Annotated in this window: 24 protein-coding genes; 11 read left to right on the plus strand and 13 right to left on the minus strand. The window is 67.2% G+C overall.

Annotated features, from left to right (window positions below):
• Nucleotides 1-2: 2 nt before the first annotated feature.
• From ispG to XM1_RS17605, 5 genes are all read right to left on the minus strand, one after another.
• Nucleotides 3-1,115 carry a flavodoxin-dependent (E)-4-hydroxy-3-methylbut-2-enyl-diphosphate synthase gene (gene ispG, locus XM1_RS17585; RefSeq protein WP_068435775.1) on the minus strand — a complete coding sequence of 371 codons (1,113 nt, stop codon included), beginning with the start codon at nt 1,113-1,115 and terminating at the stop codon, nt 3-5.
• Between the two features lie 117 nt (nt 1,116-1,232).
• Entirely contained in the window at nt 1,233-2,555 is a 1,323-nt protein-coding gene (locus tag XM1_RS17590; protein ID WP_082700593.1) for a helix-turn-helix domain-containing protein, read from the minus strand.
• Nucleotides 2,556-2,623: 68 nt separating this feature from the next.
• Nucleotides 2,624-4,897 carry a phosphoenolpyruvate--protein phosphotransferase gene (gene ptsP, locus XM1_RS17595; RefSeq protein WP_068435777.1) on the minus strand — a complete coding sequence of 758 codons (2,274 nt, stop codon included), beginning with the start codon at nt 4,895-4,897 and terminating at the stop codon, nt 2,624-2,626.
• Nucleotides 4,897-5,931, minus strand: coding sequence for a nitronate monooxygenase family protein (locus XM1_RS17600; RefSeq protein ID WP_156428779.1), 1,035 nt, complete (start codon nt 5,929-5,931; stop codon nt 4,897-4,899). The genes ptsP and XM1_RS17600 overlap by 1 nt, the downstream gene beginning before the upstream one ends.
• A gap of 25 nt (nt 5,932-5,956) precedes the next feature.
• On the minus strand, nt 5,957-7,177 hold the full coding sequence (locus XM1_RS17605; RefSeq protein ID WP_068435781.1) for an aspartate kinase: 1,221 nt from the start codon (nt 7,175-7,177) through the stop codon (nt 5,957-5,959).
• Between the two features lie 188 nt (nt 7,178-7,365).
• Between XM1_RS17605 and ubiG the strand changes: the two genes are divergently transcribed.
• Nucleotides 7,366-8,100 carry a bifunctional 2-polyprenyl-6-hydroxyphenol methylase/3-demethylubiquinol 3-O-methyltransferase UbiG gene (gene ubiG / locus XM1_RS17610; protein WP_068435783.1) on the plus strand — a complete coding sequence of 245 codons (735 nt, stop codon included), beginning with the start codon at nt 7,366-7,368 and terminating at the stop codon, nt 8,098-8,100.
• A 9-nt stretch (nt 8,101-8,109) separates the two neighbouring features.
• Here ubiG and XM1_RS17615 read toward each other — a convergent pair whose 3' ends face one another.
• Together XM1_RS17615 and XM1_RS17620 are read right to left on the minus strand one after the other, a co-directional pair.
• Nucleotides 8,110-8,883 carry a YoaK family protein gene (locus XM1_RS17615; protein WP_068435785.1) on the minus strand — a complete coding sequence of 258 codons (774 nt, stop codon included), beginning with the start codon at nt 8,881-8,883 and terminating at the stop codon, nt 8,110-8,112.
• Nucleotides 8,884-8,948: 65 nt separating this feature from the next.
• On the minus strand, nt 8,949-9,362 hold the full coding sequence (locus tag XM1_RS17620) for a DUF1178 family protein (protein WP_068435787.1): 414 nt from the start codon (nt 9,360-9,362) through the stop codon (nt 8,949-8,951).
• Nucleotides 9,363-9,417: 55 nt separating this feature from the next.
• On the opposite strand from XM1_RS17620, the gene XM1_RS17625 reads away from it, so the two are divergent.
• A complete protein-coding gene (locus XM1_RS17625; RefSeq protein ID WP_068435789.1) occupies nt 9,418-9,948 on the plus strand; it encodes a bifunctional 2-polyprenyl-6-hydroxyphenol methylase/3-demethylubiquinol 3-O-methyltransferase UbiG in 531 nt (176 codons plus the stop codon).
• Between the two features lies 1 nt (nt 9,949).
• Here the strand turns inward: XM1_RS17625 and XM1_RS17630 are convergent, their stop codons facing one another.
• From XM1_RS17630 to XM1_RS17640, 3 genes are read right to left on the minus strand one after another with little or no spacing between them, the layout of a single operon-like run.
• The gene (locus tag XM1_RS17630; protein WP_068435792.1) at nt 9,950-10,777 is read right to left on the minus strand and encodes a carbon-nitrogen hydrolase family protein; all 828 of its coding nucleotides are present in this window, start codon (nt 10,775-10,777) and stop codon (nt 9,950-9,952) included.
• Entirely contained in the window at nt 10,774-11,037 is a 264-nt protein-coding gene (grxC, locus tag XM1_RS17635; protein WP_068435794.1) for a glutaredoxin 3, read from the minus strand. Before grxC ends, XM1_RS17630 begins: the two co-directional genes overlap by 4 nt.
• 41 nt (nt 11,038-11,078) lie before the next feature.
• Nucleotides 11,079-11,807, minus strand: coding sequence for a ComF family protein (locus XM1_RS17640; RefSeq protein WP_068435796.1), 729 nt, complete (start codon nt 11,805-11,807; stop codon nt 11,079-11,081).
• Between the two features lie 46 nt (nt 11,808-11,853).
• Here XM1_RS17640 and XM1_RS17645 point away from each other — a divergent pair, with 46 nt between their 5' ends.
• From XM1_RS17645 to XM1_RS17670, 6 genes are all read left to right on the plus strand, one after another.
• Nucleotides 11,854-12,741: a methyltransferase domain-containing protein gene (locus tag XM1_RS17645; RefSeq protein WP_068435798.1), complete on the plus strand. Its 888-nt coding sequence runs from the start codon at nt 11,854-11,856 to the stop codon at nt 12,739-12,741.
• Complete coding sequence (gene sfsA / locus XM1_RS17650; RefSeq protein WP_068435800.1) at nt 12,741-13,451, plus strand: DNA/RNA nuclease SfsA; 711 nt, start codon at nt 12,741-12,743, stop codon at nt 13,449-13,451. The genes XM1_RS17645 and sfsA overlap by 1 nt, the downstream gene beginning before the upstream one ends.
• A 7-nt stretch (nt 13,452-13,458) precedes the next feature.
• Nucleotides 13,459-14,262 carry a type I methionyl aminopeptidase gene (map, locus tag XM1_RS17655; RefSeq protein ID WP_068435802.1) on the plus strand — a complete coding sequence of 268 codons (804 nt, stop codon included), beginning with the start codon at nt 13,459-13,461 and terminating at the stop codon, nt 14,260-14,262.
• A gap of 242 nt (nt 14,263-14,504) precedes the next feature.
• Complete coding sequence (locus XM1_RS17660) at nt 14,505-15,641, plus strand: hypothetical protein (RefSeq protein ID WP_231920571.1); 1,137 nt, start codon at nt 14,505-14,507, stop codon at nt 15,639-15,641.
• Between the two features lie 217 nt (nt 15,642-15,858).
• Nucleotides 15,859-17,082, plus strand: a complete 1,224-nt coding sequence (locus tag XM1_RS17665) for a hypothetical protein (protein WP_068435806.1) — start codon at nt 15,859-15,861, stop codon at nt 17,080-17,082.
• A gap of 99 nt (nt 17,083-17,181) precedes the next feature.
• Nucleotides 17,182-17,508, plus strand: a complete 327-nt coding sequence (locus tag XM1_RS17670) for a hypothetical protein (protein ID WP_068435808.1) — start codon at nt 17,182-17,184, stop codon at nt 17,506-17,508.
• A gap of 6 nt (nt 17,509-17,514) precedes the next feature.
• Here XM1_RS17670 and XM1_RS17675 read toward each other — a convergent pair whose 3' ends face one another.
• The 3 genes from XM1_RS17675 to XM1_RS17685 form a co-directional block, all read right to left on the minus strand.
• A complete protein-coding gene (locus XM1_RS17675; RefSeq protein WP_068435810.1) occupies nt 17,515-18,252 on the minus strand; it encodes an SDR family NAD(P)-dependent oxidoreductase in 738 nt (245 codons plus the stop codon).
• Entirely contained in the window at nt 18,249-19,988 is a 1,740-nt protein-coding gene (sppA, locus tag XM1_RS17680) for a signal peptide peptidase SppA (RefSeq protein WP_231920572.1), read from the minus strand. Before sppA ends, XM1_RS17675 begins: the two co-directional genes overlap by 4 nt.
• A gap of 106 nt (nt 19,989-20,094) precedes the next feature.
• The gene (locus tag XM1_RS17685) at nt 20,095-20,430 is read right to left on the minus strand and encodes a rhodanese-like domain-containing protein (RefSeq protein ID WP_068435814.1); all 336 of its coding nucleotides are present in this window, start codon (nt 20,428-20,430) and stop codon (nt 20,095-20,097) included.
• Nucleotides 20,431-20,623: 193 nt separating this feature from the next.
• Here XM1_RS17685 and XM1_RS17690 point away from each other — a divergent pair, with 193 nt between their 5' ends.
• The 3 genes from XM1_RS17690 to XM1_RS17700 all read left to right on the plus strand — a co-directional run bounded on the left by XM1_RS17690 (nt 20,624) and on the right by XM1_RS17700 (nt 22,026).
• On the plus strand, nt 20,624-21,091 hold the full coding sequence (locus tag XM1_RS17690; protein WP_068437987.1) for a hypothetical protein: 468 nt from the start codon (nt 20,624-20,626) through the stop codon (nt 21,089-21,091).
• 166 nt (nt 21,092-21,257) lie between these two features.
• Nucleotides 21,258-21,467 carry a cold-shock protein gene (locus XM1_RS17695; protein WP_008621996.1) on the plus strand — a complete coding sequence of 70 codons (210 nt, stop codon included), beginning with the start codon at nt 21,258-21,260 and terminating at the stop codon, nt 21,465-21,467.
• Between the two features lie 121 nt (nt 21,468-21,588).
• Nucleotides 21,589-22,026 carry a cyclic nucleotide-binding/CBS domain-containing protein gene (locus XM1_RS17700; protein ID WP_068435815.1) on the plus strand — a complete coding sequence of 146 codons (438 nt, stop codon included), beginning with the start codon at nt 21,589-21,591 and terminating at the stop codon, nt 22,024-22,026.
• Nucleotides 22,027-22,029 lie beyond the last annotated feature (3 nt).

The following is a 22,029-nucleotide window of genomic DNA, read 5'->3' on the forward strand; positions in this document are numbered from 1 at the left end:
AATCAACTTCCCTTTTGCTTGGCGGCCTCGATCTCGGCGGCGCGGGCCTCGACCAGTTCGACGATGTGATCGACCATGGACTTGCCATCGACGTTATGGTCGGGCGAGCCGCCGATATAGACCTTGTGGCTGTCGGCCCCGCCGCCGGTGATGCCCACCATGGTCTCGCGGGCCTCGCCGGGGCCGTTGACCACGCAGCCCAGGATGGACAGCGTCACCGGGGCCCGCACGTGCGACAGGCGGTTTTCCAGGGTCTCCACCGTCTTGATGACGTCGAAGCCCTGACGCGCGCAGGACGGGCACGAGACGATGCGCACGCCGCGATGGCGCAGGTCCAGCGCCTTCAGCATCTCGAAGCCGACCTTGACCTCCTCGGTCACATCGGCCGACAGCGAGACGCGCAGCGTGTCGCCAATGCCCTGCCACAAGAGCGAGCCGATGCCGATGGACGACTTCACCGTGCCGCCGATCAGGCCGCCGGCCTCGGTGATGCCGAGATGAAGGGGATAGTCGCAGGCCTTGGCCAGACCCTGATAGGCGGCGACGGCCAGGAACACGTCGGAGGCCTTGACCGCGATCTTGAACTCGAAGAAGTCGTTGTCCTCGAGAAGCTTGGCGTGTTCCAGCGCGCTTTCCACCAGGGCTTCCGGGCAGGGCTCGCCGTACTTGTCGAGCAAATGCTTGTCCAGCGAACCGGCATTGACGCCGATGCGCATGGAGCAGCCGTAATCCTTGGCGGCCTTGACCACTTCCCTGACCCGCTCGTGCGAGCCGATATTGCCGGGATTGATGCGCAGGCAGGCGGCGCCGGCCTCGGCGGCCTCGATGCCGCGCTTGTAGTGGAAGTGGATGTCGGCGATCAGCGGCACCGGCGATTCCTTGGCGATCTGCTTGAACGCCTTGGTCGACTCCTCGTCGGGGCAGGAGACGCGCACCAGATCGGCGCCGGCATCGGCGGCGCGGCGAATCTGCTCCAGCGTTCCCTTGACGTCGGTGGTGAGCGTGTTGGTCATGGTCTGCACCGAAATGGGGGCATCGCCGCCGACCAGCACCGAACCGACACGGATTTGCCGCGACTTGCGCCGGGCGATTTCACGGTAGGGCCGCAGACTCATGGGACACTCTCGCTGAACAAAAGGGGCCTTCGCCCCGACCGGCGACGAGGCCGGTCGGGGCGAGGCGTTATAACGCATTCAGACCAAGCTCCGAAAGCGACAACCTATTTATGGTTATCAGCCGCCGGACGCCAGCTTGTCGGGATCAAGCCGGATGTCGCGCCGGACCTGCCCCGCCGACCCCAGCGCCGGAGCCTTGCGGCCGTCGACGCTGACCTCCAGCGAGCCGGCATTGCCCACCATCAGGTTGAGGCCGGAACGATTGGGAACCCGGAAGCTGTCGCCTTTGCGCAGCAGGCGGCTCATCAGCAGCGAACCGTCCACCTCGCGCACCTGGATCCAGCAATCGTCGCCGGTCGCCTTCAGCACCACACGGGCATCGGCATATTCGGTGCCATAGACCTTGCCGTCGGGCGTGGAGACGGCGGGAGCGGCCGCCTCGACCTTGGGAGGCTCGGCCTTGGGCGGTTCCACCTTGGCAGGTTCAACCTTGGGAGGCTCGACCTTGGCCGGCTCCGCCTTGGCGGGCTCGGTCTTCGGAGGCTCAACCTTGGTCGGCTCGACCTTAGCCGGCTCCACCTTGGGAGCCTCGGTCTTGGGAGGCTCGACCTTGGCGGGCTCCACCTTGGCGGGCTCGGTCTTCGGAGGCTCGAGCTTGGCGGGTTCGGGCGCGGCGGGCGTCTGCGGCAGCGCCGGGGACTGGATGGCGGTGGGCTTCTCCTCCTCCGCCTCCTGCGGCGGAACCACCTCTTCCCGGGCCTTTTCCTCCGTCGGCTTGGCGGCCTCGGTCGCCGGCTTGGAATCGCCGGTCAGGCTGGCCTGACGGTTGAGCACGCCGGCCAGCCGGTCGGGCAGCGGCGGCACCATCTCGGTGACCCTGGTCTCGGACGACGACAGCAGATACCAGCCGCCATAGGCCACCGCCGCCAGGATCAGCCCCAGGAAGATCACGGCGCCGCCGGGAATGCGGCCCTCGGACACCGGCGAGGGGAAGGTCAGTTCGGTGCGGTTCTTGAAGCCGCCGGCCCCTTCCTCGCGGAAGCGGCGGACCATCTCCTCGCTGTCCAGGCCCAGGAACTCGGCGTAGGAGCGCAGGAAGCCGGCGGCGTAGGTGCCGCCCGGCAGGTCGCGGTGGCGCCCCTCTTCCAGGGCTTCCAGGAAGGGCTGGCGGATCCGCAGCAGCTTGGCGCATTCGGGCAGGGCCTTACCCATGCCCTCGCGCGCGGCGCGCAGCGTCGCCCCCACCCCGGCCGTGACGGCAAGGGTCGCGGCAGGCACCGGCTCGGCCGCGGGCGGCGGTTCCGGGGCGGACTCCACGGCCGGTGCGGGCTCAGGCTCAGGCTCGGGCACGGCTTCGGCGACGCTCACCGGCAGGGGAGCCTCGGCGGGAGTCTCGGCGGAAATCTCGGTCTGCTGGGGATCGGAATCAGTGCTGTCCACGTCGGGCGAGCCTTTTCGCAATGCGTGTGGCGACCTTGTTTAGCAAATCCCCGAGCGGGGTGGCAACATCACAAGACCACGCCGTGATCCAGCGCGAAGGTCTTCAGCTTGTTGCGCAGGGAATGATCCGGCGACTTGAGCAGCGTGTTGAGGTAGGCCTCCAGCGCGCCGATGTCCAGGCTGCGCACCATGGTCTTCACCGGGCCGATATTGGGCGCCGACAGCGACAGGTTGCGGATGCCGGCGCCGATCAGGGCCATGGCCTCCAGCGGACGGCCGGCCATCTCGCCGCACACCGACAGCGACACGCCGTACTGGCCGCACTTCACCGCCACGTAGCGCATGAAGCGGATCATGGCCGGGGCCAGCGGGTCGTAGCGCTCGGCGATGCGCGGATTGCCGCGGTCGACGGCGAACAGGAACTGGGTCAGGTCGTTGGAGCCGATGGAGACGAAATCCACCATGGGCAGCAGGGCGTCCAACTGCAGCGCCAGGGCCGGCACTTCCAGCATGGTGCCCACCAGCACCTTGGAGGGCAGCGGATTGCCCGCCTGGCGCTCGTGCTCCAGCTCCTTGTCGAGGATGCGCCGGGCCTGAACGAATTCCGAGACCTCGGCGATCATGGGGAACATCACCGACAGCTCGCGCCCCTGGGCGGCGCGCAACAGGGCGCGCAACTGCGAGCGCATCACCGCCGGACGGTCCAGCGTGATGCGGATCGAGCGCCAGCCCAGCGCCGGATTGTCCTCGTCGTAGGGATTCCAGTAGGGCAGGACCTTGTCGCCGCCCACGTCCAGGGTGCGGAACACCACCGGCCGGCCCTCGGCCTGATCGAGGATCTTCTTGTAGAGCAGGGTCTGGGCCGCCACGTCGGGCAGGCTGGACCGCGCCATGAAGGGCAGCTCGGTGCGGTAAAGGCCTATGCCGTCGGCGCCCGATTCCACCAGATGCTGCAAATCCAGCAGCAGGCCGGCATTCATGTGGATGCCGATGCGCACGCCCTGCCGGGTGACGGCGGGCAGTTCGCGCAGGCGGGCATAGACGGCCTGGCGCATCTGGCGCTGGCTGATGGCGTCGATATAGGTTTCGCGGATGTCGTCCGGCGGGCGGATGAACACCTGGCCGTTGTCGCCGTCGCAGATCACCGGGTCCAGGGGCTCGATCTTGTCGAGCACGTCCTTGACCCGGCCCACCACCGGAATGTCCAGCGCGCGCGCCACGATGGCCGCGTGCGAGGTAGCCGAGCCTTCCTCCAGCACCAGGCCGCGCAGCCGCTTGGGGTCGTAGTCGAACAGCTCCATCGGCCCCAGGTTGCGGCCCACCAGGATGGCGCCCTCGGGCAGGTCGTTGGAGCCCGGGCGCTGTTCGCCCTCGCCGCCGGCCAGATGCTGCAGCAGGCGGTTGGCCAGGTCCTCGAAATCGTGCATGCGCTCGCGCAGGTACGGATCGGTGATCTGGCTCATGCGCGCACGGGTGTCGTCGTGGACCTTCTGCACCGCCGCCTCGGCGGTCAGCCCGGTGCGGATGGCCTCGCTGATGCGGTTCAGCCAGCCCTTGTCCTCGGCGAACATGCGATAGGTCTCGAGCACGTCGCGGTGCTCGCCGTCGCGCATCTCAGGCCGCGAGAACAGTTCCTCCAGCGCCAGCTTGATGCCGGTCAGCGCCTTCTTCAGGCGCTCCAGCTCGGCGTCCGGGTCCTCGGCCACCAGCCGCTGGATGGTGATGCGCGGCCGGTGCAGAACCGCCACGCCGACGCCGACGCCGCCGTTGAGCTTGACGCCCTCCATGCGCAGCGGCAGCAGGGCGTTGCCGTCCACCGGCACCAGCTCGGCGCGGTTGACCAGCTCGCCCGACACCACCAGCTCGGCCAGCACCATGGCCACGGTCTCGAGGGTCTCGATCTCCTCGTCGGTGTAGTGGCGCATGGTGCGGTTCTGCACCACCACCACGCCGACGACGCGCGAGCCGCGGATGATGGGCACGCCCATCAGCGAGTGGAAGATCTCTTCACCGGTTTCCGGGCGGAAGACGAAATTGGGATGGGCCTGGGCATCGGCCAGCGCCAGCGGGCGCGCATGGGCCGCGATGTCGCCGACCAGGCCCTCCCCCACCCGCAGGCGGGTCTGGTGGACCGATTCCTTTTTCAGGCCCTCGGTGGAGAACAGTTCCAGGACCTCGCCGGCGCGCATGACGTAGCACGAGCACACCTCGGCCACCATGTCGGCGGCGATCAGCTTGACCACCTTGTCCAGGCGGTCCTGGGCCGAGCCGCTGCCCGCCATGACGTCGCGCAGACGTCCCAGCAGGCGGCGCGACACGGAGGTCATCCCCGCGCTCTGCATCAGGCTTGCACCGGAACGGAGCCGTGGCGGTCGGCCAGGGCGGCCAGGGCCTGGGAAAGCAATTCCTGCAGGATATCTGCGGTGGGCTGTTCGCGGGTCACCATGCCGACGCTTTGGCCGGCCATCAGCGAACCATTCTCCACGTCGCCGTCGATGACGGCGCGCTTGAGCGCTCCGGCCCAGAAATGCTCGATCTCCAGCTGGGCGTCCTTCTGCTCGATCTCGCCGGCCTTGAAGCGGGAAATCACCTCCAGCTGGAACAAGATGAAGCGCTTGGTCGCGTTGTTGGAGAGCGCGCGCACCGGAATCACCGGGAATTGCGGGTCCACCTGCACCGAGGGCAGCGCGTCGCGGGCGGCGGCGCGGATGAAGGCCTGCTTGAAATTGGGATGCGCGATGCACTCGGTGGCGCAGACGAAGCGGGTGCCCAGCTGGCAGCCGGACGCCCCCATCTCCAGGTAGGAGACGATGGCCTCGCCCCGGCCGATGCCGCCGGCCACGAAGACCGGCACCTGCTCGACGACGGGAAGGATCTCCTGGGCCAGCACGCTGGTGGCGACGGGGCCCACATGGCCGCCGGCCTCGGCGCCCTCGATCACCAGGGCGTCGACGCCCGAGCGCAGCAACTTCTTGGCCAGCACCACGGCGGGCGCGAAGCAGATCACCTTGGCCCCGGTGTCCTTGGCCCGCTTGATGGCCGCCGCACTGGGCAGGCCGCCGGCCAGCACGATGTGACCCACCTGCATCTCGCCGCAGACGTCGATCAGGGCGTCCAGCTGGGGATGGAGCGTGATGAGGTTGACGCCGAAGGGCTTGGCGGTCAGCTCCTGGGTGGCGCGAATCTCCTCGCGCAGCAAAGCGGGCGGCATGGAGCCGCAGGCGAGCACGCCGAAGCCGCCGCCATTGGAGATGGCGGCGACCAGCCGGCGTTCGGAAATCCACGACATCGCCCCACCCATGATGGCGTATTCGGTGCCGAGAAATTCCCGTCCGCGCCGCCACAGGTGTTCGAGCCGCTGCCTCGCCTTATCCATCAGGCCCTCTGGCAAGTGCCCCCGCTTACGCGGCGTCCAGACCGTAGGCGGTATGAAGCGCGCGCAGGGCCAGTTCGGTGTACTTTTCCTCGATCAGCACGCTGATCTTGATCTCCGAGGTGGAGATCACCTGGATATTGATACCCTCGGACGCCAGGGTCTGGAACATCTTCTGGGCGATGCCGGCGTGCGAGCGCATGCCGACACCGATCACCGAGACCTTGACCACGTTGGGATCGGCCAGCAGCTTCTCGAAGCCGAGAGTGCCCTTGGCGTCTTCCAGCACCTTCTTGGCCCGCTCCAGATCGGCGTTGCCGACGGTGAAGGTCAGGTCGGTGGACTTGCCGTCCTCGGACACGTTCTGGACGATCATGTCCACGTTGACCGCCGCATCGGCCAGCGGGCCGAAGATGGAGGCCGCGACGCCCGGCCGGTCGGCCACGCGCACCAGGGTGATCTTCGCCTCGTCGCGGCTATAGGCGATGCCGCTCACCAATTCCTTTTCCACGATCTCATCCTCATCGCAAACGAGAGTACCGGGCTTGTCTTCGAAGCTGGAAAGAACCTGCACGCGCACGCGGTGCTTCATGGCCATTTCCACCGAACGGGTCTGCAGCACCTTGGCGCCCACCGAGGCCAGCTCCAGCATCTCCTCATAGGTGATCTTGTCGAGCTTCTTGGCCACGGAAACGATGCGCGGGTCGGTGGTGTAGACGCCGTCCACGTCGGTGTAGATGTCGCAGCGGTCCGCCTTCAGCGCGGCGGCCAGCGCCACGGCCGAGGTGTCCGAGCCGCCACGGCCCAAGGTGGAGATCCGGTTGTCCGGGCCTAAGCCCTGGAAGCCGGCGACCACCGCCACTTCGCCCTTGCCCATGCGCTCGATCATCTCGTCCGTCTCGATGGACATGATGCGCGCCTTGCCATGGACGCCGTCGGTGCGGATCGGCAGCTGCCAGCCGCACCACGACCGGGCATTGACGCCCAGTTCCTGCAGCGCGATGGACAGGAGGCCGGTGGTCACCTGCTCGCCGGTGGCGACCACCGCGTCGTATTCGCGGGCGTCGTGCAGCGGCGCGACCTGGTTGCACCAGGCGACCAGCTGGTTGGTGGCCCCCGACATGGCCGAGACCACCACGGCGACCTCGTTGCCGGCGTCGAATTCCCGCTTGACGCGGTTGGCGACATTCTTGATGCGCTCGATGTCGGCGACGGAGGTGCCGCCGAATTTCATAACGATGCGAGCCATGAGAAAACCCTTGTTGTCGCAGCCCCGGGCTGTTCCTTATCCTCCCTCGCCGATGGCCCGCGAAAAACTCTCGTTTGCGCGGTTGCCGCCGGAAGGGCGCGTATTCATACTCTGTCGCCCAGCGGGACGCAAGCGCGGCCCCCTGACGAAATGTTGACGGGTGAATGTCGAAGGCGGAGTGAAAATTCATGGTTCAGTTGGGCACCGCATCGCCCGAGGAAATCGCCCGGTTCACCGCCATGGCCGAAGCCTGGTGGGACCCGGCCGGCAAGTTCAAGCCGCTGCATCGCTTCAACCCCGTGCGGCTGGCCTTCATGCGCCGCCACTTCGCCGCCCATTTCGGCCGCGACGAAAGCCTGATGCGCCCGTTCGAGGGCCTGACCCTGCTGGACGTGGGCTCGGGCGGCGGCCTGCTGTCCGAGCCCTTGGCCCGCATGGGCTTTGCCGTCACCGGCATCGACGCCGGCGACAAGAACGTCGCCATGGCCCGCCTGCACGCCGAGCAATCGGGAGTCGCGGTGGATTACCGGGTGGCGACGCCCGAGCAATTGCCCCCTGCCGAGACCTTCGACGTGGTGCTGTCCATGGAAGTGGTCGAGCACGTCCCCGACGTCTCCACCTTCCTCGGCCACGCGACGGCGCATCTGAAGCCGGGCGGCGTCTTCATGGGCGCCACCTTGAACCGCACGGCCAAGGCCTGGGCCCTGGCGGTGGTCGGGGCCGAATACGTGCTGGGCTGGCTGCCCAAGGGCACCCACGACTGGCACAAATTCGTCCGTCCCTCGGAATTCGCCGCCATGCTCCGCGACCACGGCGTCACCGTGCGCCAGATGGCCGGCATGGCCTTCAACCCGCTGTCCGACATCTGGCGCGAGACGGAAAACCTCGACGTCAACTACATGCTGTTCGGAGTGAAGGGGTAAGGGCAGACGTCAATGCAGCCGGTGGCGGGTGAACATCCGCAACCGGGTGCGGGCGTCATCGACCAGCGGCACGATGGCCAGGAACACCAGGAACACCGCCAGCGGAATGGTCGAGGCGTAGCCCACATACTTGAAGCCTACCGCCCCCGCCACGCCGCCGGCCAGGAAGGACAGCAGCAGGCCCGAAAGCACGGCCAGCCGCGCCCGGTTGGCCCGGACCGGCTTGTAATGCTCGGATTCCGCCTGGGAATTGATATAGAAGGCCTTGCCCAGTTCGATGCCGATATCGGTGACGATGCCGGTCATGTGGGTGGTGCGGATTTCCGAGTTGGAAATCTTCGAGATGATGGCGTTCTGCAAGCCCATGATGAAGCACAGCAGCATCACGGTCACCGGGATGAAGGCGCTTTCGTGCAGTTCCAGCGACCCGCCCATCAGCCCGAAGCCCAGCAGCAGGATCGCCTCCCACAGCAGGGGATAGGCGTATTTGCTGTGGGTGCGGTGATGGCGCCCCCAATTGATCAGAATGGCCGAATAGGCCGAGCCGGCGACAAAGGCGGCCAGCGAGCCGAAGGCCAGCAGCACCGCCGAAAGATCGCCGGTGATCAGGTTGTCGGCCACCGACGAAACGATGCCCGTCATATGCGAGGTATAGCGCTGGACCGCCAGGAAGCCGCCGGCATTGATGGCGCCGGCGATGAAGGCCAGGGAATAGCCGAGATGCTTGTTGGCCGAAGATGTGCGCCGATGGCCCGAAAGCCTGCGCAGGTAGAAGATGGGCATGACGCACCGGAACAGGGAACCTTGCTGCGGCGCAGCATAGGCCCTCCACTCCCCGGATTGAAAGATTAATTCCCTTCGGCCACCCAGGGGATGCGGGCGACGGCGACTCCCTCCTCCTCAAGCTCCTGGGCTTGGTCGGGGGTGGCCTCGCCGTAGATGGGCCGGGCCTCGGCATCGCCGTAATGGATCTTGCGCGCCTCGTCGGGAAATTTCTCCCCCACGTAGTCGCAGCTGGCCTGCACCTTGTGCTTCAGGTCCACCAGCATCTTGCGCAATTCGCCCGCCGCCGCCTTGGCGTCCAGCGCATCGCCGCGCGCCTTGGCCAGACGGGGCGCCATGGGGGCCTTTTCAATGTGGGAATCGCCGCAGACCGGGCAGGCGATCTCGCCCGCCGCCGCCTGTCTGTCATAGGTGGCGCCGTCCTTGAACCAGGCTTCGAAATGATGCTTGGCCTTGCAGCGCAATTCGAACAGGATCATGGCCGCTGATATCCGCTATCCGCGTTCTTGGTAACAGATACGGTCCGTAAAAGCCATGGGCACCGACCCTTTCCGCGTCGCCCCCTCCCCCTGGATCGCCCGCTTCGCCGCCTTGGTTCCGGCGGGAGGAACGGTGCTCGACCTCGCCTGCGGCGGAGGGCGGCATTCCCGCCTGTTCCTCGATCTTGGGCACAAGGTCACCGCGCTTGACCGCGACGTGGCCCAGGCCCGGCTGGCCGAGGGCGCGGAACTGATCGCCGCCGACCTGGAGGACGGCTCGCCCTGGCCGCTGGCGGGGCGGAGCTTCGACGCGGTGGTGGTGACCAATTACCTGTGGCGGCCGCTGTTCCCGGCCATCCTGGCCTCGTTGAAGCCAGGCGGCGTGCTGCTCTACGAGACCTTCGCCGCCGGCAACGAGAAATTCGGCCGCCCGGCCAATCCCGACCACCTGCTGAGACGCGGCGAATTGCTGGATCTGGCCCGCGACCTGACGGTCGTCGCCTACGAGGACGGAATCGAGGGCGGCGCCAAGGTGGTGAGCCGCATCGCCGCCATCAACGGACCGGGGCCGGGGACGCTGTCCTGACCTAGCGCTTCGGCACCCCGAACGGCCGGTCGTGGTCGAGGCAGGGAATCTTGCGCCTTGCGTCCTTGACCTTTTCCGGATCGATGTCGGCCATCACCCAGCCGGGCCGTTCCAGGGCGTCGGCCAGAACCTCGCCCCACGGGCTGACGATCAAAGCGTGGCCGTAGGTCTGGCGGTCGTTGACGTGTTCGCCGCACTGGGCGGGGGCGAAGACGTAGCAGCCGGTCTCGATGGCCCTGGCGCGCAGCAGGACGTGCCAGTGGGCCTTGCCGGTGGTCCGCGTGAAGGCCGCCGGCACCGCCAGGAAGCTTGATCCGGCATGGGCCAGCGCCCGATAGAGGTGCGGAAAGCGCACGTCATAGCAGATGGACAGCCCCAGCCGCCCCCAGGGCAGGTCGACGCAGACCGCGTCGTCGCCGGGCTGGAAGGTGGCGGATTCCTTGTAGACCTCGCCCAGGCCCAGATCCACGTCGAACATGTGGATCTTGGAATAGCGCGCCGCGATCTCGCCGTCGGGACGCAGCACATACGTGCGGTTGGCGACCATGCCGCCTTCGAGCAGGACGTGCAGGCTGCCCACATGCAGCCAGACGCCGATCTCGCGCGCCAGATCGCGGAAGAACTTCAGCGCCTGGTGGTCCTCTTCCGGCTGGGCCTTCAGCACGATGTTGGAACGCCCCCACTCCATCATCGCCACGTTCTCGGGCATCAGGATCAGGTCGGCGCCGGCGGCGCGGGCCTCGACCGCCAGGGCGGCGGCGGCCTCGCAATTGGCCATCAGGTCGTTGGAGGCGTTGACCTGAAGGCAGGCCGCCTTGAAGCTTCTCATGCCCCGCCCGCCAGCATGGGATCGAGCTTGCCGTCCTTGTCGAGCGCGTAGAGATCGTCGCAGCCGCCCACATGCACCCCGTCGATGAAGATCTGCGGCACCGAGCGCCGCCCGCCGGCCCGGTTGGTCATGTACTGGCGCAGGCCGTCGTCGGTCGAGACGTTGATCTCGGAATAGGTCACGCCCTTCTTGTCGAACAGCTTCTTGGCCTTGACGCAATAGGGGCAGACGTCGGTGGTGTAGATCTCGATCTCGGCCATGACTGGGCTCCAGGTTTCAGTGCCGCCTTTATATAGCGCAGCTAGCCTTCCCGCACCACCCGTCCCAGGGTCAGCACGTCCACCGACGCGGCACCGGCCCGCAGCAGTACCCTGGCGCATTCGTCCACCGTGGCGCCGCTGGTCATGACGTCATCGACCAGAACGACCCGGCGCCCGTCGAGGCGAGGAAGCAGACGTTCGGCCACTTTGAACGCCCCGGCCACGTTGCGGGCCCGCGCGTCATGGCCGAGATGGCCCTGGGGCGGAGTGCGCCGCGTTCGCACCAACATTCCCGGCTCGACCGCCACCTTGGCCATCCGCCCGATGGCGTTGGCCAGCAGGGCCGCCTGGTTGTAGCGCCGGGCGAACAGACGCCAGCGGTGCAGCGGCACGGCGACCAGCAGATCGGCTTCGGCCAGCATCGCCCCTCCGGCCCGCGCCATCCAGCGGGCGAAGGCCTCGACGCCTTCCAGGCGGTCGGCATGCTTGAGACGCAGGATCAAGGCCTTCGACGCGTCGTCATAGCGCAGCACGGCGCGCGCCCGGCCATAGCGCGGCGTCTGGCGGGCGCATTGCCCGCACACCACGCCGTCGCCCGCGTCCAGCTCGAAGGGCAGGCCGCAGCAGGTGCAGGCGGGATCGCCCAGGAACACCATGGCCGACCAGCATTGGGGGCACAGGCTGCCGGGCTCGGCCACCTCCGAGCCGCAGGACAGGCAGAGCGGCGGCAGCAGCGCGTCGATCACCAGACGTGCAAACCTGACCGGCATCTTCTCCCCTTCCCTCTTTTGGTGCGGACATGCCATACACCCTGACATGAGAATCTTCGACCGCCAGCTGGTGCGCAAGCGCCGCGACCGTGCCGCCGGCACTTTCGTCGCCCACGACTTCCTGATCCGCGAAGTCGCCGAGCGGCTGGCCGATCGCCTGGACGACGTCAAGCGGCGCTTTCCCATGGCGCTGGATCTCGGCTGCCACACCGGCGAGATGGCCGACACCCTGCGGGGGCGCGGCGGCATCGAGACCCTGGTGCAGTGCGACCTGTCGCCCGCCATGGCGGCCAAGGCGGCGGCCAACGGCCACCCGACCCTGGCCGCCGACGAGGAATGGCTGCCCTTCGCCGCCCACAGTTTCGATCTGGTGGTGTCATGCCTGTCGCTGCACTGGGTCAACGACCTGCCGGGCACCCTGCTGCAGATCCGCCGGGTCTTAAAGCCCGACGGGCTGTTCGTCGCCGCCCTGCTGGGAGCCGGGACGCTGGCCGAGCTGCGCCAATGCCTGGCCGACGCCGAACTGGCCGAGGAAGGGGGCTTAAGCCCCCGAATCGCCCCCTTCGCCGACGTCAAGGATCTGGGCGCCCTGCTGCAGCGGGCCGGCTTCGCCCTGCCGGTGGCCGATGCCGATGCGGTCTCGGTCAGCTATGCCGATCCCATGCGGCTGATGGCCGACCTGCGCGGCATGGGCGAAACCAACGCCGTGGCCGCCCAGCGCAAGGGACTGACGCGGCGCGCCACCCTGCTGCACGCCGTGGCGCTCTATCAGGAGCGCTTCGCCGGTCCCGACGGCCGCCTGCCCGCCACCTTCCAGGTGCTGACCATGACCGGCTGGGCGCCCCATCCCTGCCAGCCCGCCCCCGCGCCCCAGGGCTGCGCCGTGCCGGGACTGAACGGCCTCAACAGCCGCATGAGCCCCGAGACCGAGTGATGCGCTTTTCCGCTCCCCTGGTCCGCGCCACCCTGATCAAGCGCTACAAGCGCTTCCTGGCCGATGTCCGCTTCGACGACGGCACCGAGACCACCGCCCACGTGGCCAATTCCGGCGCCATGCTGGGCACCGCCGTACCGGGTATGGAAGTGTGGCTGTCGCCCGCCTCCAAGCCTGAGCGCAAGCTCAAATGGAACTGGGAGCTGGTGACGGTGGACGGCCATCTGGTGGGCGTCAACACCGCGCATCCCAACGGCATCGTCGCCGAAAGCGTGGCCGCCGGGCTGATCCCCGAGCTGGCAGGCTATGAATCCATCCGCCGCGAGGTGAAATACGGCGTGAATTCCCGCATCGACCTGTTGCTGGAAAGCCCAGGCCGCCCCAAATGCTGGGTGGAAGTGAAGAACGTCCACTTAAAGCGCGGCGGCTGGGCCGAATTCCCCGACGCGGTCACGGTGCGGGGCGCCAAGCATCTGGCCGAGCTGACCGACCGGGTCAAAGCGGGCGAGCGCGCGGTGATGGTCTATCTGGTGCAGCGGGCCGATTGCACCGCGTTCCGGCCCGCCGCCGACATCGACCCGACCTATGCGAAAGCCCTGGCCCAGGCGATACGCGACGGCGTCGAAGCGATCTGCTATACCTGCCGCCTGTCGACCGGCGGCATCGAGCTGGGCGAGCCCTTGGGCATGGATTTGAGCGAACGGATCTGAAGGACCGATGGAACACGAAGACAGGGAATATTCCCGCATCCGCCGCCATGGCCCGGCCGATTTCGAAGGCATGCGCAAGGCCGGCCTTCTCGCCGCCCAGACCTTGGACTTCATCGCCCCCCACGTGGTGCCCGGCGTGACCACCGCCGAGCTGGACCGCCTGTGCGCCGAGTTCATCACCTCCCGCGGCGCGGTCAACGCGCCCATGAACTACCGCGGCTTCCCCAAATCCATCTGCACCTCGGTCAACCACGTGGTCTGCCACGGCATTCCCGGCGAAAAGCGCCTGGAGGACGGCGACATCGTCAATATCGACGTGACGCCCATCGTCGACGGCTGGCACGGTGATTCGTCGCGCATGTACTACGTGGGCAAGGTGGGCGTGAAGGCCCGCAAGCTGGTGGAAGTCACCTACGAATCCCTGATGCGCGGCATCGAGGTGGTCAAGCCCGGCGCCACGCTGGGCGACATCGGCCACGCCATCCAGAGCTTCGCCGAAAAGCACCGCTTCTCGGTGGTGCGCGACTTCTGCGGCCACGGCCTGGGCCGCATCTTCCACGAGCCGCCCAACGTCATGCATTACGGCAATCCCGGCGAGGGCGCCGTGCTGGCCGAGGGGATGTTCTTCACCATCGAGCCCATGATCAACGCCGGCCGCTATGAAACCAAGATCCTGGCCGACGGCTGGACGGCGGTGACCAAGGACAAGTCCCTGTCCGCCCAGTTCGAGCACTCCATCGGCGTCACCGCCACCGGCTGCGAGATCTTCACCCTTTCGCCCGCCGGGCTGCACTGCCCCCCATATCAGTAGTTTGCGAAGGCGCCCGCCCCCATCTCGCCCCGCCCATTGGGCGGGATGGCGGAGGCATGCGGCATTGGGCCCCCCGCCTCGGGTGAGGAGCTTATGCTTTTTCTCCGTCGCTATGTGAGGTCCTTCACATTAGCCTATGCCGAATGGGGGTATTGTGGCGGTGATGCGATCAGGTCCGCATCATTTTTGGTGATGGGCAATTCATCGCGTGTTAACGTTTCCTTACGGGGATTTGAGGCGCGATGGGAGTTAAGGTTGACGCCATGACGGATACCGCGACAGCGGTCTTCAGAATCAACGGGACCCTCCAGGGGCCGGTTGTCGATATTCTCGGACAGTTCCTGCCGGAGCTGAAGGCCTTGCCGCGTGAGCAGGCCTATGACCGAACCCTCGACGACCTGGACCTGCTGTCCCGCTGCTTCCAGATCTTCCGCAAGGAACGCCCCCGCTTCCGCTACGTGCTGGTGGACGAACGCCGCCGACCGGTGAGCGAGGACAACGTCCCGCTTTCCTGCGGCCGCACCCTGGCCGAAGTCATCGCCATGGTGGTGCGCACCGCCGCCAAACGCTATTTCCGCCGCAAGCTGTCGCCGTCCGCCGCCCGCGCCGAGGCCGAGGCCGAGGCCGCGGCCGAGGAAGCGCGCGCCCAGGCCGCCGCGCGCAGCCCCGCCGACGAGCTTTATGACGCCATCAAGGCCTACCTTCTGCATGAATGGCAGGTGCCGCTGGTTCCGGCCTATTCCGAGATGGACCCGGCCCTGGTCCGCCGGGTGGGAGCCAAGCTTCTCGATTGCCGCGAGGCCGATACCCTGGCCCGCCTGATCGCCGACCCCGACGCGCCGGTCCAGACCATGACGGAAGGGAGCCCGGCGACCACGCCGTCCACCTTCGCCGCGCCGTTCATCTCCCCCTTCGCCCCGGCGGCCAAGGCCCCGCTCACACCCGTCCAGCCGGTGGTCCATCCCCGCACGGCCAGCCTTGACGACGTGCTGACCCCCGACATGCAGCGCCTGCGCGCCGAGGCCTTCACCGAGACCCTGCTGGATCCGGAAGTCCGCGCCGTGCTGCCCAACGCCGACCAGATCGTGCGTATCGGCGACCTTCTGCGCGGCGTCGGCGGCCAACCCGCCACCGCCCTGGTCGAAGGGCTGGGACTGCGCAAGGACCAGTTGGCGGTCATGCTGATGGTGGCCCAGGACTGTATCGGCAGCACGGTGTTCGGCCGCCTGTTCGGCCCGCGCGCCGACCCCGAGCTGGTCACCCGCATCGTCGAGCGGGCCAGGCTGCGCGGCATCGGCCCCACCACCGAGGTCATCGAATGCGCCATCTTCATGCGCGGCGTCTTCGCCCGCTTCGGCCACCGTTCGAGGCGCGACTAGACCGTGACGGCAACGGGCCGGCGCGGTCCAGCGCCGGCCTACTATTTGAATCGGCTTATACTTTATGGATAAGAGACGAACTCAGCCCCGCCCCCGCCGGAGGCTGAATGGATTCAGTCTTATTGCATAAGCATTCAAGGCCTGACATATCGTCACTTGGGAATTTGACCCGTTCGGCTTACCTTTCGGGGAGGTAGCGATTCGATCGGATTTCACCATGCCGCGCCTTCCGTCCGAGGCCCAAGCCCGGATCGTCCGCCAGATCAACCTGACCCTCGAGGGTCCGGTGGCCGACGTCATGGCGCAGCTGGTTCCGGAATTGAAGAAGCTGCCGCGCCGCGGCGTGCTGCAATGCGTCCTCGATGACCCGGACCTGCTGGACCGCTGCTTCAAGGCCTTCCGCGCCAATACCGAACGCTTCCGTCAATTGCTGGTGGACGAGCACGACGTGCCGGTGGAACAGGCCGACGCTTTGCTCGCCTGCGGCCGGTCCCTGGACGACGTGGTCTCCATGGTGGTGCGGACCTGCGCCAAGCGGCACTTCCGCAAGCGCCTGGACGGCGACACCCGCCCCTTGAAGGGCGGGGCCGAGCGCTCGGCGGCGCCCAAGGGCCTGATGGGCAAGCTGATGCGCCTTTTGTCCCTGTCCGCCACCGAAAAGGCACCCAAGCGCAGCCGGGGCGAAGTGCTCTACGACGCCATGCAGGAGCATCTGATTCACGATTGGCAGGTGGCGCTCGTCCCTGAATATTCAACCTTGTCGCCGGCGCTGGTGAAGCGCCTGGGCAAGCGGATTCTCGACTACAAGGTGCCCGAGGACATCCGCCGCCTGAAGGAGAACCCGGCCGAATTGCCGGTGCCGTCCACCCTGCCGGAAAACATCCCCGCCTTCCTGGTGCCGCCCGCCGCTCGCGCCGAGGCCACCAAGCCCGCCGACAAGCCCAAACCCGCCGCCATCTCGGGCGGTGACGTTCCCGCCCAGGTCCACGAGGTCAAGGCCGGCGGTGCCGCGGCTCCGGCCGCCAGCGGCGATCGCCGGGCCCGCATCGCCGATATTCTGACCCCCGACGGCAAGCGCCTGCGCTCGGCCGCCTTCACCATGGTGCTGCTCGACCCCGCCGTGCGCGCCGAACTGCCCAACGCCGACCAGACGGTGCGCATCACCGGCCTGCTGGCCGAGGTGGGCGGCCTGTCCACCAAGATGCTGGTGGGCGAGCTGGGCCTGCGCATGGACCAGTTGGCGGTGATGACGCTGATCATCTACGACCTGATGGGCGAGGAGATGTTCAAGCGCTCGTTCGGCATTCCCGGCAACCTGGAATACGTCGCCAAGTTCGTCGAGCGCGCCAAGGCCGCCGGCATCACCCAGGAAACCGCCTTGGGCGAAATTTCCGCCTTCACCCGCAAGACCTTCGCCAACGCGCCGCGCGCCGCGCAGTGACCATCCCTTGTCGGTGATCAGCTGTTTACATGTAGCGCAAATGCCGTTTACCCCCATCCGCTATACCCATCGTATGTTCACGAGCAGGGAGCCGGCAGGGTGACGCAGATCAAGGAGCGGCGGCAGCACGCCCGCAAGATGGGGGATGGCCTCGCTGTGCTGATCGACGGGAAGGTTTTCCCGCTGCTGGACGTTTCCCTTGCCGGTCTCAGCTTCCAGGGAAACGGCATGCGGCCGGGCGACCGCGTCCGGCTGACCTTGGCGGCGGTGCGCTCCCTCGACGATTGCGTCGAAGCCATGGTCACCGTCAAGGTGGCCGAAGGCGGCGTGATCCGCGGCGAATTTTCCCCCACTGCCAAGCTGATGCGCTACATCGTCGCCCATCTGGGCGAGATCACCGGGGCCGAGCCCGCCTATTTCCGCTGACCTCTCTCAGTACAGGTGCTGGCCGCCGGTGACAAAGACCTCGGTGCCGGTGACATACTCGAAATCCGGGCCGCACAGCCGGAACACCGTTCCGGCCACGTCCCCGGTCGTCCCCATGCGCTCCAGCGGAATACGCGGCACCAGCGCCTCGTATTCGGCGGAGATCATCTCGGTGCGAATCTCGCCCGGCGCCACCGCGTTGACCCGGACCCCCAATTGGGCCATCTCGGCCGCCATCTCGCGGGTCAGGCCCGACAGCGCCGCCTTCGAGGTGGAATAGGCCGATCCCGCGAAGGGATGGACGTAATGCCCGGCGATGGAGGTGATGTTGACGATGGCGCCCCGGCCCCGGTGCAGGGCGCTGGCGAAGCCGCGCGCCAATCGCAGCGGTGCGAAGAAATTCAGCTCGAACACGTCCTTCCAGCCGTCGATGGGGCCGTTCAGCACCCCCAGGCGCTCCTTGTAGGGGGTCTTGGGGCTGACGCCGGCATTGTTGACCAGGGCGTGCAGCGGCTCCGACCCCAGCCAGGCATTGGCCTTGGCGACGAAATCCTGGGCACCGGCGGGATCGGCCAGATCGGCGACGATATGGCAGGCCCAGTTGCGGTCGATCATGCATTCCTTGGGCACGTCGGCCCGGGCGCAGGTGATGACCCGCCAGCCCTCGGCAAGGAAACGCCGGGCGATGGCGTGGCCGATGCCCCGCGACGCGCCGGTGACGACGACGGTCTTGGTCTCGCTCATCGCGGCCCCCTCAGGTCGGGGGCCCGCAGTTGGGCGCCCGGCGCCGAGCTCAGGACGTCAAGCAGCGGCTGCAGGCGGGCCAGGATGCGCCGTTCCGCCACCCCGCCGCCCAGGCTCTCGGCCAGGATCTCCCAGGGCTTGCGCGGGCGGGGGAACTCCACCAGGGTGACCGGGTCCTCGGCCTTGATCCCCGCCACCTGCCGCACTTGGGCCAGCGCCTCGGCCCAGCCGCCCAATCCGTCCACCAGACCGGACTCCTTGGCGTCGGCCCCGGTCCAGATGCGCCCGCGCGCCAGCTTGTCCATCTTGGCCGCGTCCATGCGCCGCGCGTCGGCCGCCTTGCCGGTGAAATCGGCGTAGATATGGTCCAGCAGGGCGTCGATGCGGGCCTTGGCCTGGGGGCTGAAGGCCCGGTTGGCGCTCCAGATGCCGGCGTTTTCACCCCGGTGCATCTCGTCCCAGCTGATGCCCAGCTTCTTCCAGAATTCGTCCAGCACCACCTTGCCGGTGAACACCCCGATGGAACCGGTGATGGTTCCCGGCGCGGCGATGATGCGGTCGGCCCCCATGGCGACGAAGTAACCGCCCGAGGCGGCGTAATCGCCCATGGACACCACCACCGGCTTGCCCGCCGCCCGGGCGCGGGCCACCTCGTGATGCACGGTGTCCGACGCGGTGTAGGAGCCGCCGGGGCTGTCGACCCGGAACAGGATGGCCTTGACCTTGTCGTCGTCCACGGCGTCGCGGAAGGCTTCGGCCACCGTGCGGGCGCCGAAATCGCCCTCGCCGTCCAGGCCGCGATGGGATTCGCCGCGATGGATGGCCCCCACCCCGGATATCAGGGCCACGCGGGCGCCGCGCGGGTGATCCAGGCTGGCGGCGTAGTCGGCCAGATCCATCTCCTCGGCCATCTCGGAGCCGGTGCCCACGACGGTCTCCAGGGCCTGGTCGCGGTAGCCCACCCGGTCCACCAGCCGGGCGGCCAGCGCCTCGGCGGGCAGGAACGGCCCCTGGCCCATCAGCTCTCGCACCTTGGCCTCGGGCAGGCCGCGCCCGGCGACGATGCCGGCGACGATCTGCTCGGACCAGGAGTCGAGCAGCCGCCCCAGATTTTCGCGGTGCGCCGGGGTGAAGCCGGTCTCGGTGAACATGTCGATGGCCGATTTGTATTCGTGGCGGCCCGAGAACTGCGCCTTGATGCCCAACAGGTCCAGGGTGCCCTTGATGAACGGGCTTTCCACCCACAGCCCGGTCAGGCCCACGTCGCCCGAGGGCTGCAGCCACACCTGGGAAAAGGCGGTGGCGAGGTAGTAGTCCAGCGTGCCCGAACCGCCCTCGCCCATGGTCTCGGCGAACAGCACCGCCGGCTTGCCGCTGGCGCGGAAACGGGTCACCGCGTCGCGCAGATCCTGACGCCCCGCCAGTCCCAGGCCGGAATGGCCCATGGTGGCGAACAGGCCGGTCACCCGCTTGTCGGCGGCGGCGCGGTCGATGGCCTCCACCACGCGGCGCAGGCCGTAGGAGCGCTCGCCCGCCAGTTCGGCCAGGGGGTTGCCCTCGGCGGTATCGCGGAACTTGGCGTCGAGGTCCAGGCTAAGGACCACCCGCTCGGGCACCTCGTCGGCGTCGCCCCCGGCCATGTGGATCGCCGCCCAGCTTCCCAGGCCGATCAGCCCCAGGAAAACCAGACCGGACACGGCCAGGAAGGTGACCAGGATTCGACCGAGACGGCGCATGCTCATTTCACTCCGACCATTGCCCCTGGATTAAAAAGAAAAAGGGCGGCTACGTCCAGCAGCCGCCCGCAAGGTGGGGAAATGCTTGAGAGAGGAAGAAAAAACCTTAAGCAGCCGTCACGGTGGGCAGGCCGGCGTCGCGCCAAGCGTTGAGCCCGCCCTTCAGATGGACGGCCCAGCCCTGCCCCGAGGCGATCAGCTTGCGGGCCACGGCCGCCGAGCGCACGCCGCCCAGGCAGGAAATGATGATCTTGCGGCCGGGATAGCTGGGCCAGGTCTCCAGCTCGAAATCACTCATGGGATAGAGCACCGAACCCTCGATATGCTCCTCGGCGAACTCCTCGTCCTCACGCACGTCGACCAGCACCGCCTCGCCGGAGGCCAGCAAGGCCTGGACCTGGGTGGGTTCCAATTCGATCAGACCGACTTCGGAAACGCTCATGACGGGGTCCTCGCGCTCTTATTTCCCATGCTTGAGACCGTGATACACCACACCAATCTTGAATTCAACACAAATAACAGCCGTAAAATAACTTTATCCATATATACAACATTATTTTTAGTGTGTTTGCGTCGCAGCATTGACGCCCGCCGCCCAGCCCCTTAATGTCCACCGGTTCCCGGCAGACATGACCATGCGCACCGCACTCGCCCTCCTCGCCCTGCTGCTTTTGCCCCTCTCCGCCCCGGCCCAGGATTTCGGCCGGCTGGTGGCGCAGGTGGCGTTGCAGCCGCTGCCCGAAGCCGAGACGCCGGACATCGACCTGCTGTTGCGCACCCAGTGGAAGGCCTATTACAACGCCGGGGGAACCTATGGCTTCTTCCGCGATCAGGTGCGCGCCGGCCGGATCGACCTGAACGAGGACGGCCAGGCGGAACTGTTCATCCTGATCGACTCGCCCGCCTGGGCCTCGGCCAAGGGCTTTCCGCTGCTGGTGGCGGGCTGGACGCCCAAGGGCTGGACCGCCATCGGCTGGGGCTTCGCCGATTCCGACAGCGTGTTCGTCACCTCGGAACGCATCGACGGCTGGGCCACCATCCAGACTCCCACCCAGGCGCTGCAGCGGGTGGGAAAGAGCTATCAGGCCATCGACCGGCGTTAATTTCCTTGTGTTCCGCGCCGGGCCGGTCCATTCTGAGTCACGTCTTTCTACCTGCCGCAGATTCCCGCCAGGGAATCCGGCGCCGCTTCAGGTGTCATCGCCGGTCGAACGATTGAACCCCTCGCATGAGAGCATGCGGGGTACTACTAGTTATTTGGAGGTTCCTATGCCGAACGGCACCGTTAAGTGGTTCAATGCTACCAAGGGCTACGGCTTCATTCAGCCCGAGGACGGCTCGGCCGACATCTTCGTCCACATCTCCGCCGTCGAGCGGGCCGGCATCGGCAACCTGAAGGAAGGCCAGAAGCTCTCCTTCGAGACCGAGCGCGATCCGCGCAAGGGCAAGAGCTCTGCGGTCAATCTCAAGGCCCTCTAAGCCTTTCGAGACTGATTGGGAAGGGGCGCGGCCTTGGGGCCGCGCCCTTTTTCGTGCCGATTGCCCATCCCCGCCGGCGGGTTCATAGTGAAGGCATCCTGGGGAGAGCTGGGAGGCTCACATGCCGGTTCGATTGATCAGGGACGTCATCCGCAACCAGACCGTTCTCACCATGCCCGCCGCCGCCACCGTGCGCGAGGCGGCCCGCCATATGAAGGCTCGTCAGGTGGGTGCGGTGATGGTCGTCGACCACCACGGCAAGCTGCAGGGCATCTTCACCGAACGCGATTGCCTGTTCCGCGTCCTGGCCGAGGGGGTGAACCCCGACACCACCACGCTGGCCCTGGTGATGACCGCCGATCCCTACACCATCACCGCCGACCGCAAACTGGGCCACGCGCTGCACATGATGCACGACAACGGTTTTCGCCACATCCCGGTGGTGGACCACGGCATTCCGGTGGGCATGGTCTCCATCCGCGACGCGCTGGGCTCGGAACTCAGCAACTTCGAGCGGGAAGTGGTGAAGAAAAAGGAACTGGGCGAAATCCTGGGATAGCCT

Origin of the sequence: Magnetospirillum sp. XM-1 (genome assembly GCF_001511835.1) — a bacterium.
Lineage (GTDB): Bacteria > Pseudomonadota > Alphaproteobacteria > Rhodospirillales > Magnetospirillaceae > Phaeospirillum.

Coding starts and splice junctions, on each gene's coding strand:
- ispG (WP_068435775.1), bottom strand. CDS start 1,115: ATGAGTCTGCGGCCCTACCGTGAAATCGCCCGGCGCAAGTCGCGGCAA.
- ptsP (WP_068435777.1), bottom strand. CDS start 4,897: ATGCAGAGCGCGGGGATGACCTCCGTGTCGCGCCGCCTGCTGGGACGT.
- XM1_RS17600 (WP_156428779.1), bottom strand. CDS start 5,931: ATGGATAAGGCGAGGCAGCGGCTCGAACACCTGTGGCGGCGCGGACGG.
- XM1_RS17605 (WP_068435781.1), bottom strand. CDS start 7,177: ATGGCTCGCATCGTTATGAAATTCGGCGGCACCTCCGTCGCCGACATC.
- ubiG (WP_068435783.1), top strand. CDS start 7,366: ATGGTTCAGTTGGGCACCGCATCGCCCGAGGAAATCGCCCGGTTCACC.
- XM1_RS17615 (WP_068435785.1), bottom strand. CDS start 8,883: ATGCCCATCTTCTACCTGCGCAGGCTTTCGGGCCATCGGCGCACATCT.
- XM1_RS17620 (WP_068435787.1), bottom strand. CDS start 9,362: ATGATCCTGTTCGAATTGCGCTGCAAGGCCAAGCATCATTTCGAAGCC.
- XM1_RS17625 (WP_068435789.1), top strand. CDS start 9,418: ATGGGCACCGACCCTTTCCGCGTCGCCCCCTCCCCCTGGATCGCCCGC.
- XM1_RS17630 (WP_068435792.1), bottom strand. CDS start 10,777: ATGAGAAGCTTCAAGGCGGCCTGCCTTCAGGTCAACGCCTCCAACGAC.
- grxC (WP_068435794.1), bottom strand. CDS start 11,037: ATGGCCGAGATCGAGATCTACACCACCGACGTCTGCCCCTATTGCGTC.
- XM1_RS17640 (WP_068435796.1), bottom strand. CDS start 11,807: ATGCCGGTCAGGTTTGCACGTCTGGTGATCGACGCGCTGCTGCCGCCG.
- XM1_RS17645 (WP_068435798.1), top strand. CDS start 11,854: ATGAGAATCTTCGACCGCCAGCTGGTGCGCAAGCGCCGCGACCGTGCC.
- sfsA (WP_068435800.1), top strand. CDS start 12,741: ATGCGCTTTTCCGCTCCCCTGGTCCGCGCCACCCTGATCAAGCGCTAC.
- map (WP_068435802.1), top strand. CDS start 13,459: ATGGAACACGAAGACAGGGAATATTCCCGCATCCGCCGCCATGGCCCG.
- XM1_RS17660 (WP_231920571.1), top strand. CDS start 14,505: ATGGGAGTTAAGGTTGACGCCATGACGGATACCGCGACAGCGGTCTTC.
- XM1_RS17665 (WP_068435806.1), top strand. CDS start 15,859: ATGCCGCGCCTTCCGTCCGAGGCCCAAGCCCGGATCGTCCGCCAGATC.
- XM1_RS17675 (WP_068435810.1), bottom strand. CDS start 18,252: ATGAGCGAGACCAAGACCGTCGTCGTCACCGGCGCGTCGCGGGGCATC.
- sppA (WP_231920572.1), bottom strand. CDS start 19,988: ATGCGCCGTCTCGGTCGAATCCTGGTCACCTTCCTGGCCGTGTCCGGT.
- XM1_RS17685 (WP_068435814.1), bottom strand. CDS start 20,430: ATGAGCGTTTCCGAAGTCGGTCTGATCGAATTGGAACCCACCCAGGTC.
- XM1_RS17690 (WP_068437987.1), top strand. CDS start 20,624: ATGCGCACCGCACTCGCCCTCCTCGCCCTGCTGCTTTTGCCCCTCTCC.
- XM1_RS17695 (WP_008621996.1), top strand. CDS start 21,258: ATGCCGAACGGCACCGTTAAGTGGTTCAATGCTACCAAGGGCTACGGC.
- XM1_RS17700 (WP_068435815.1), top strand. CDS start 21,589: ATGCCGGTTCGATTGATCAGGGACGTCATCCGCAACCAGACCGTTCTC.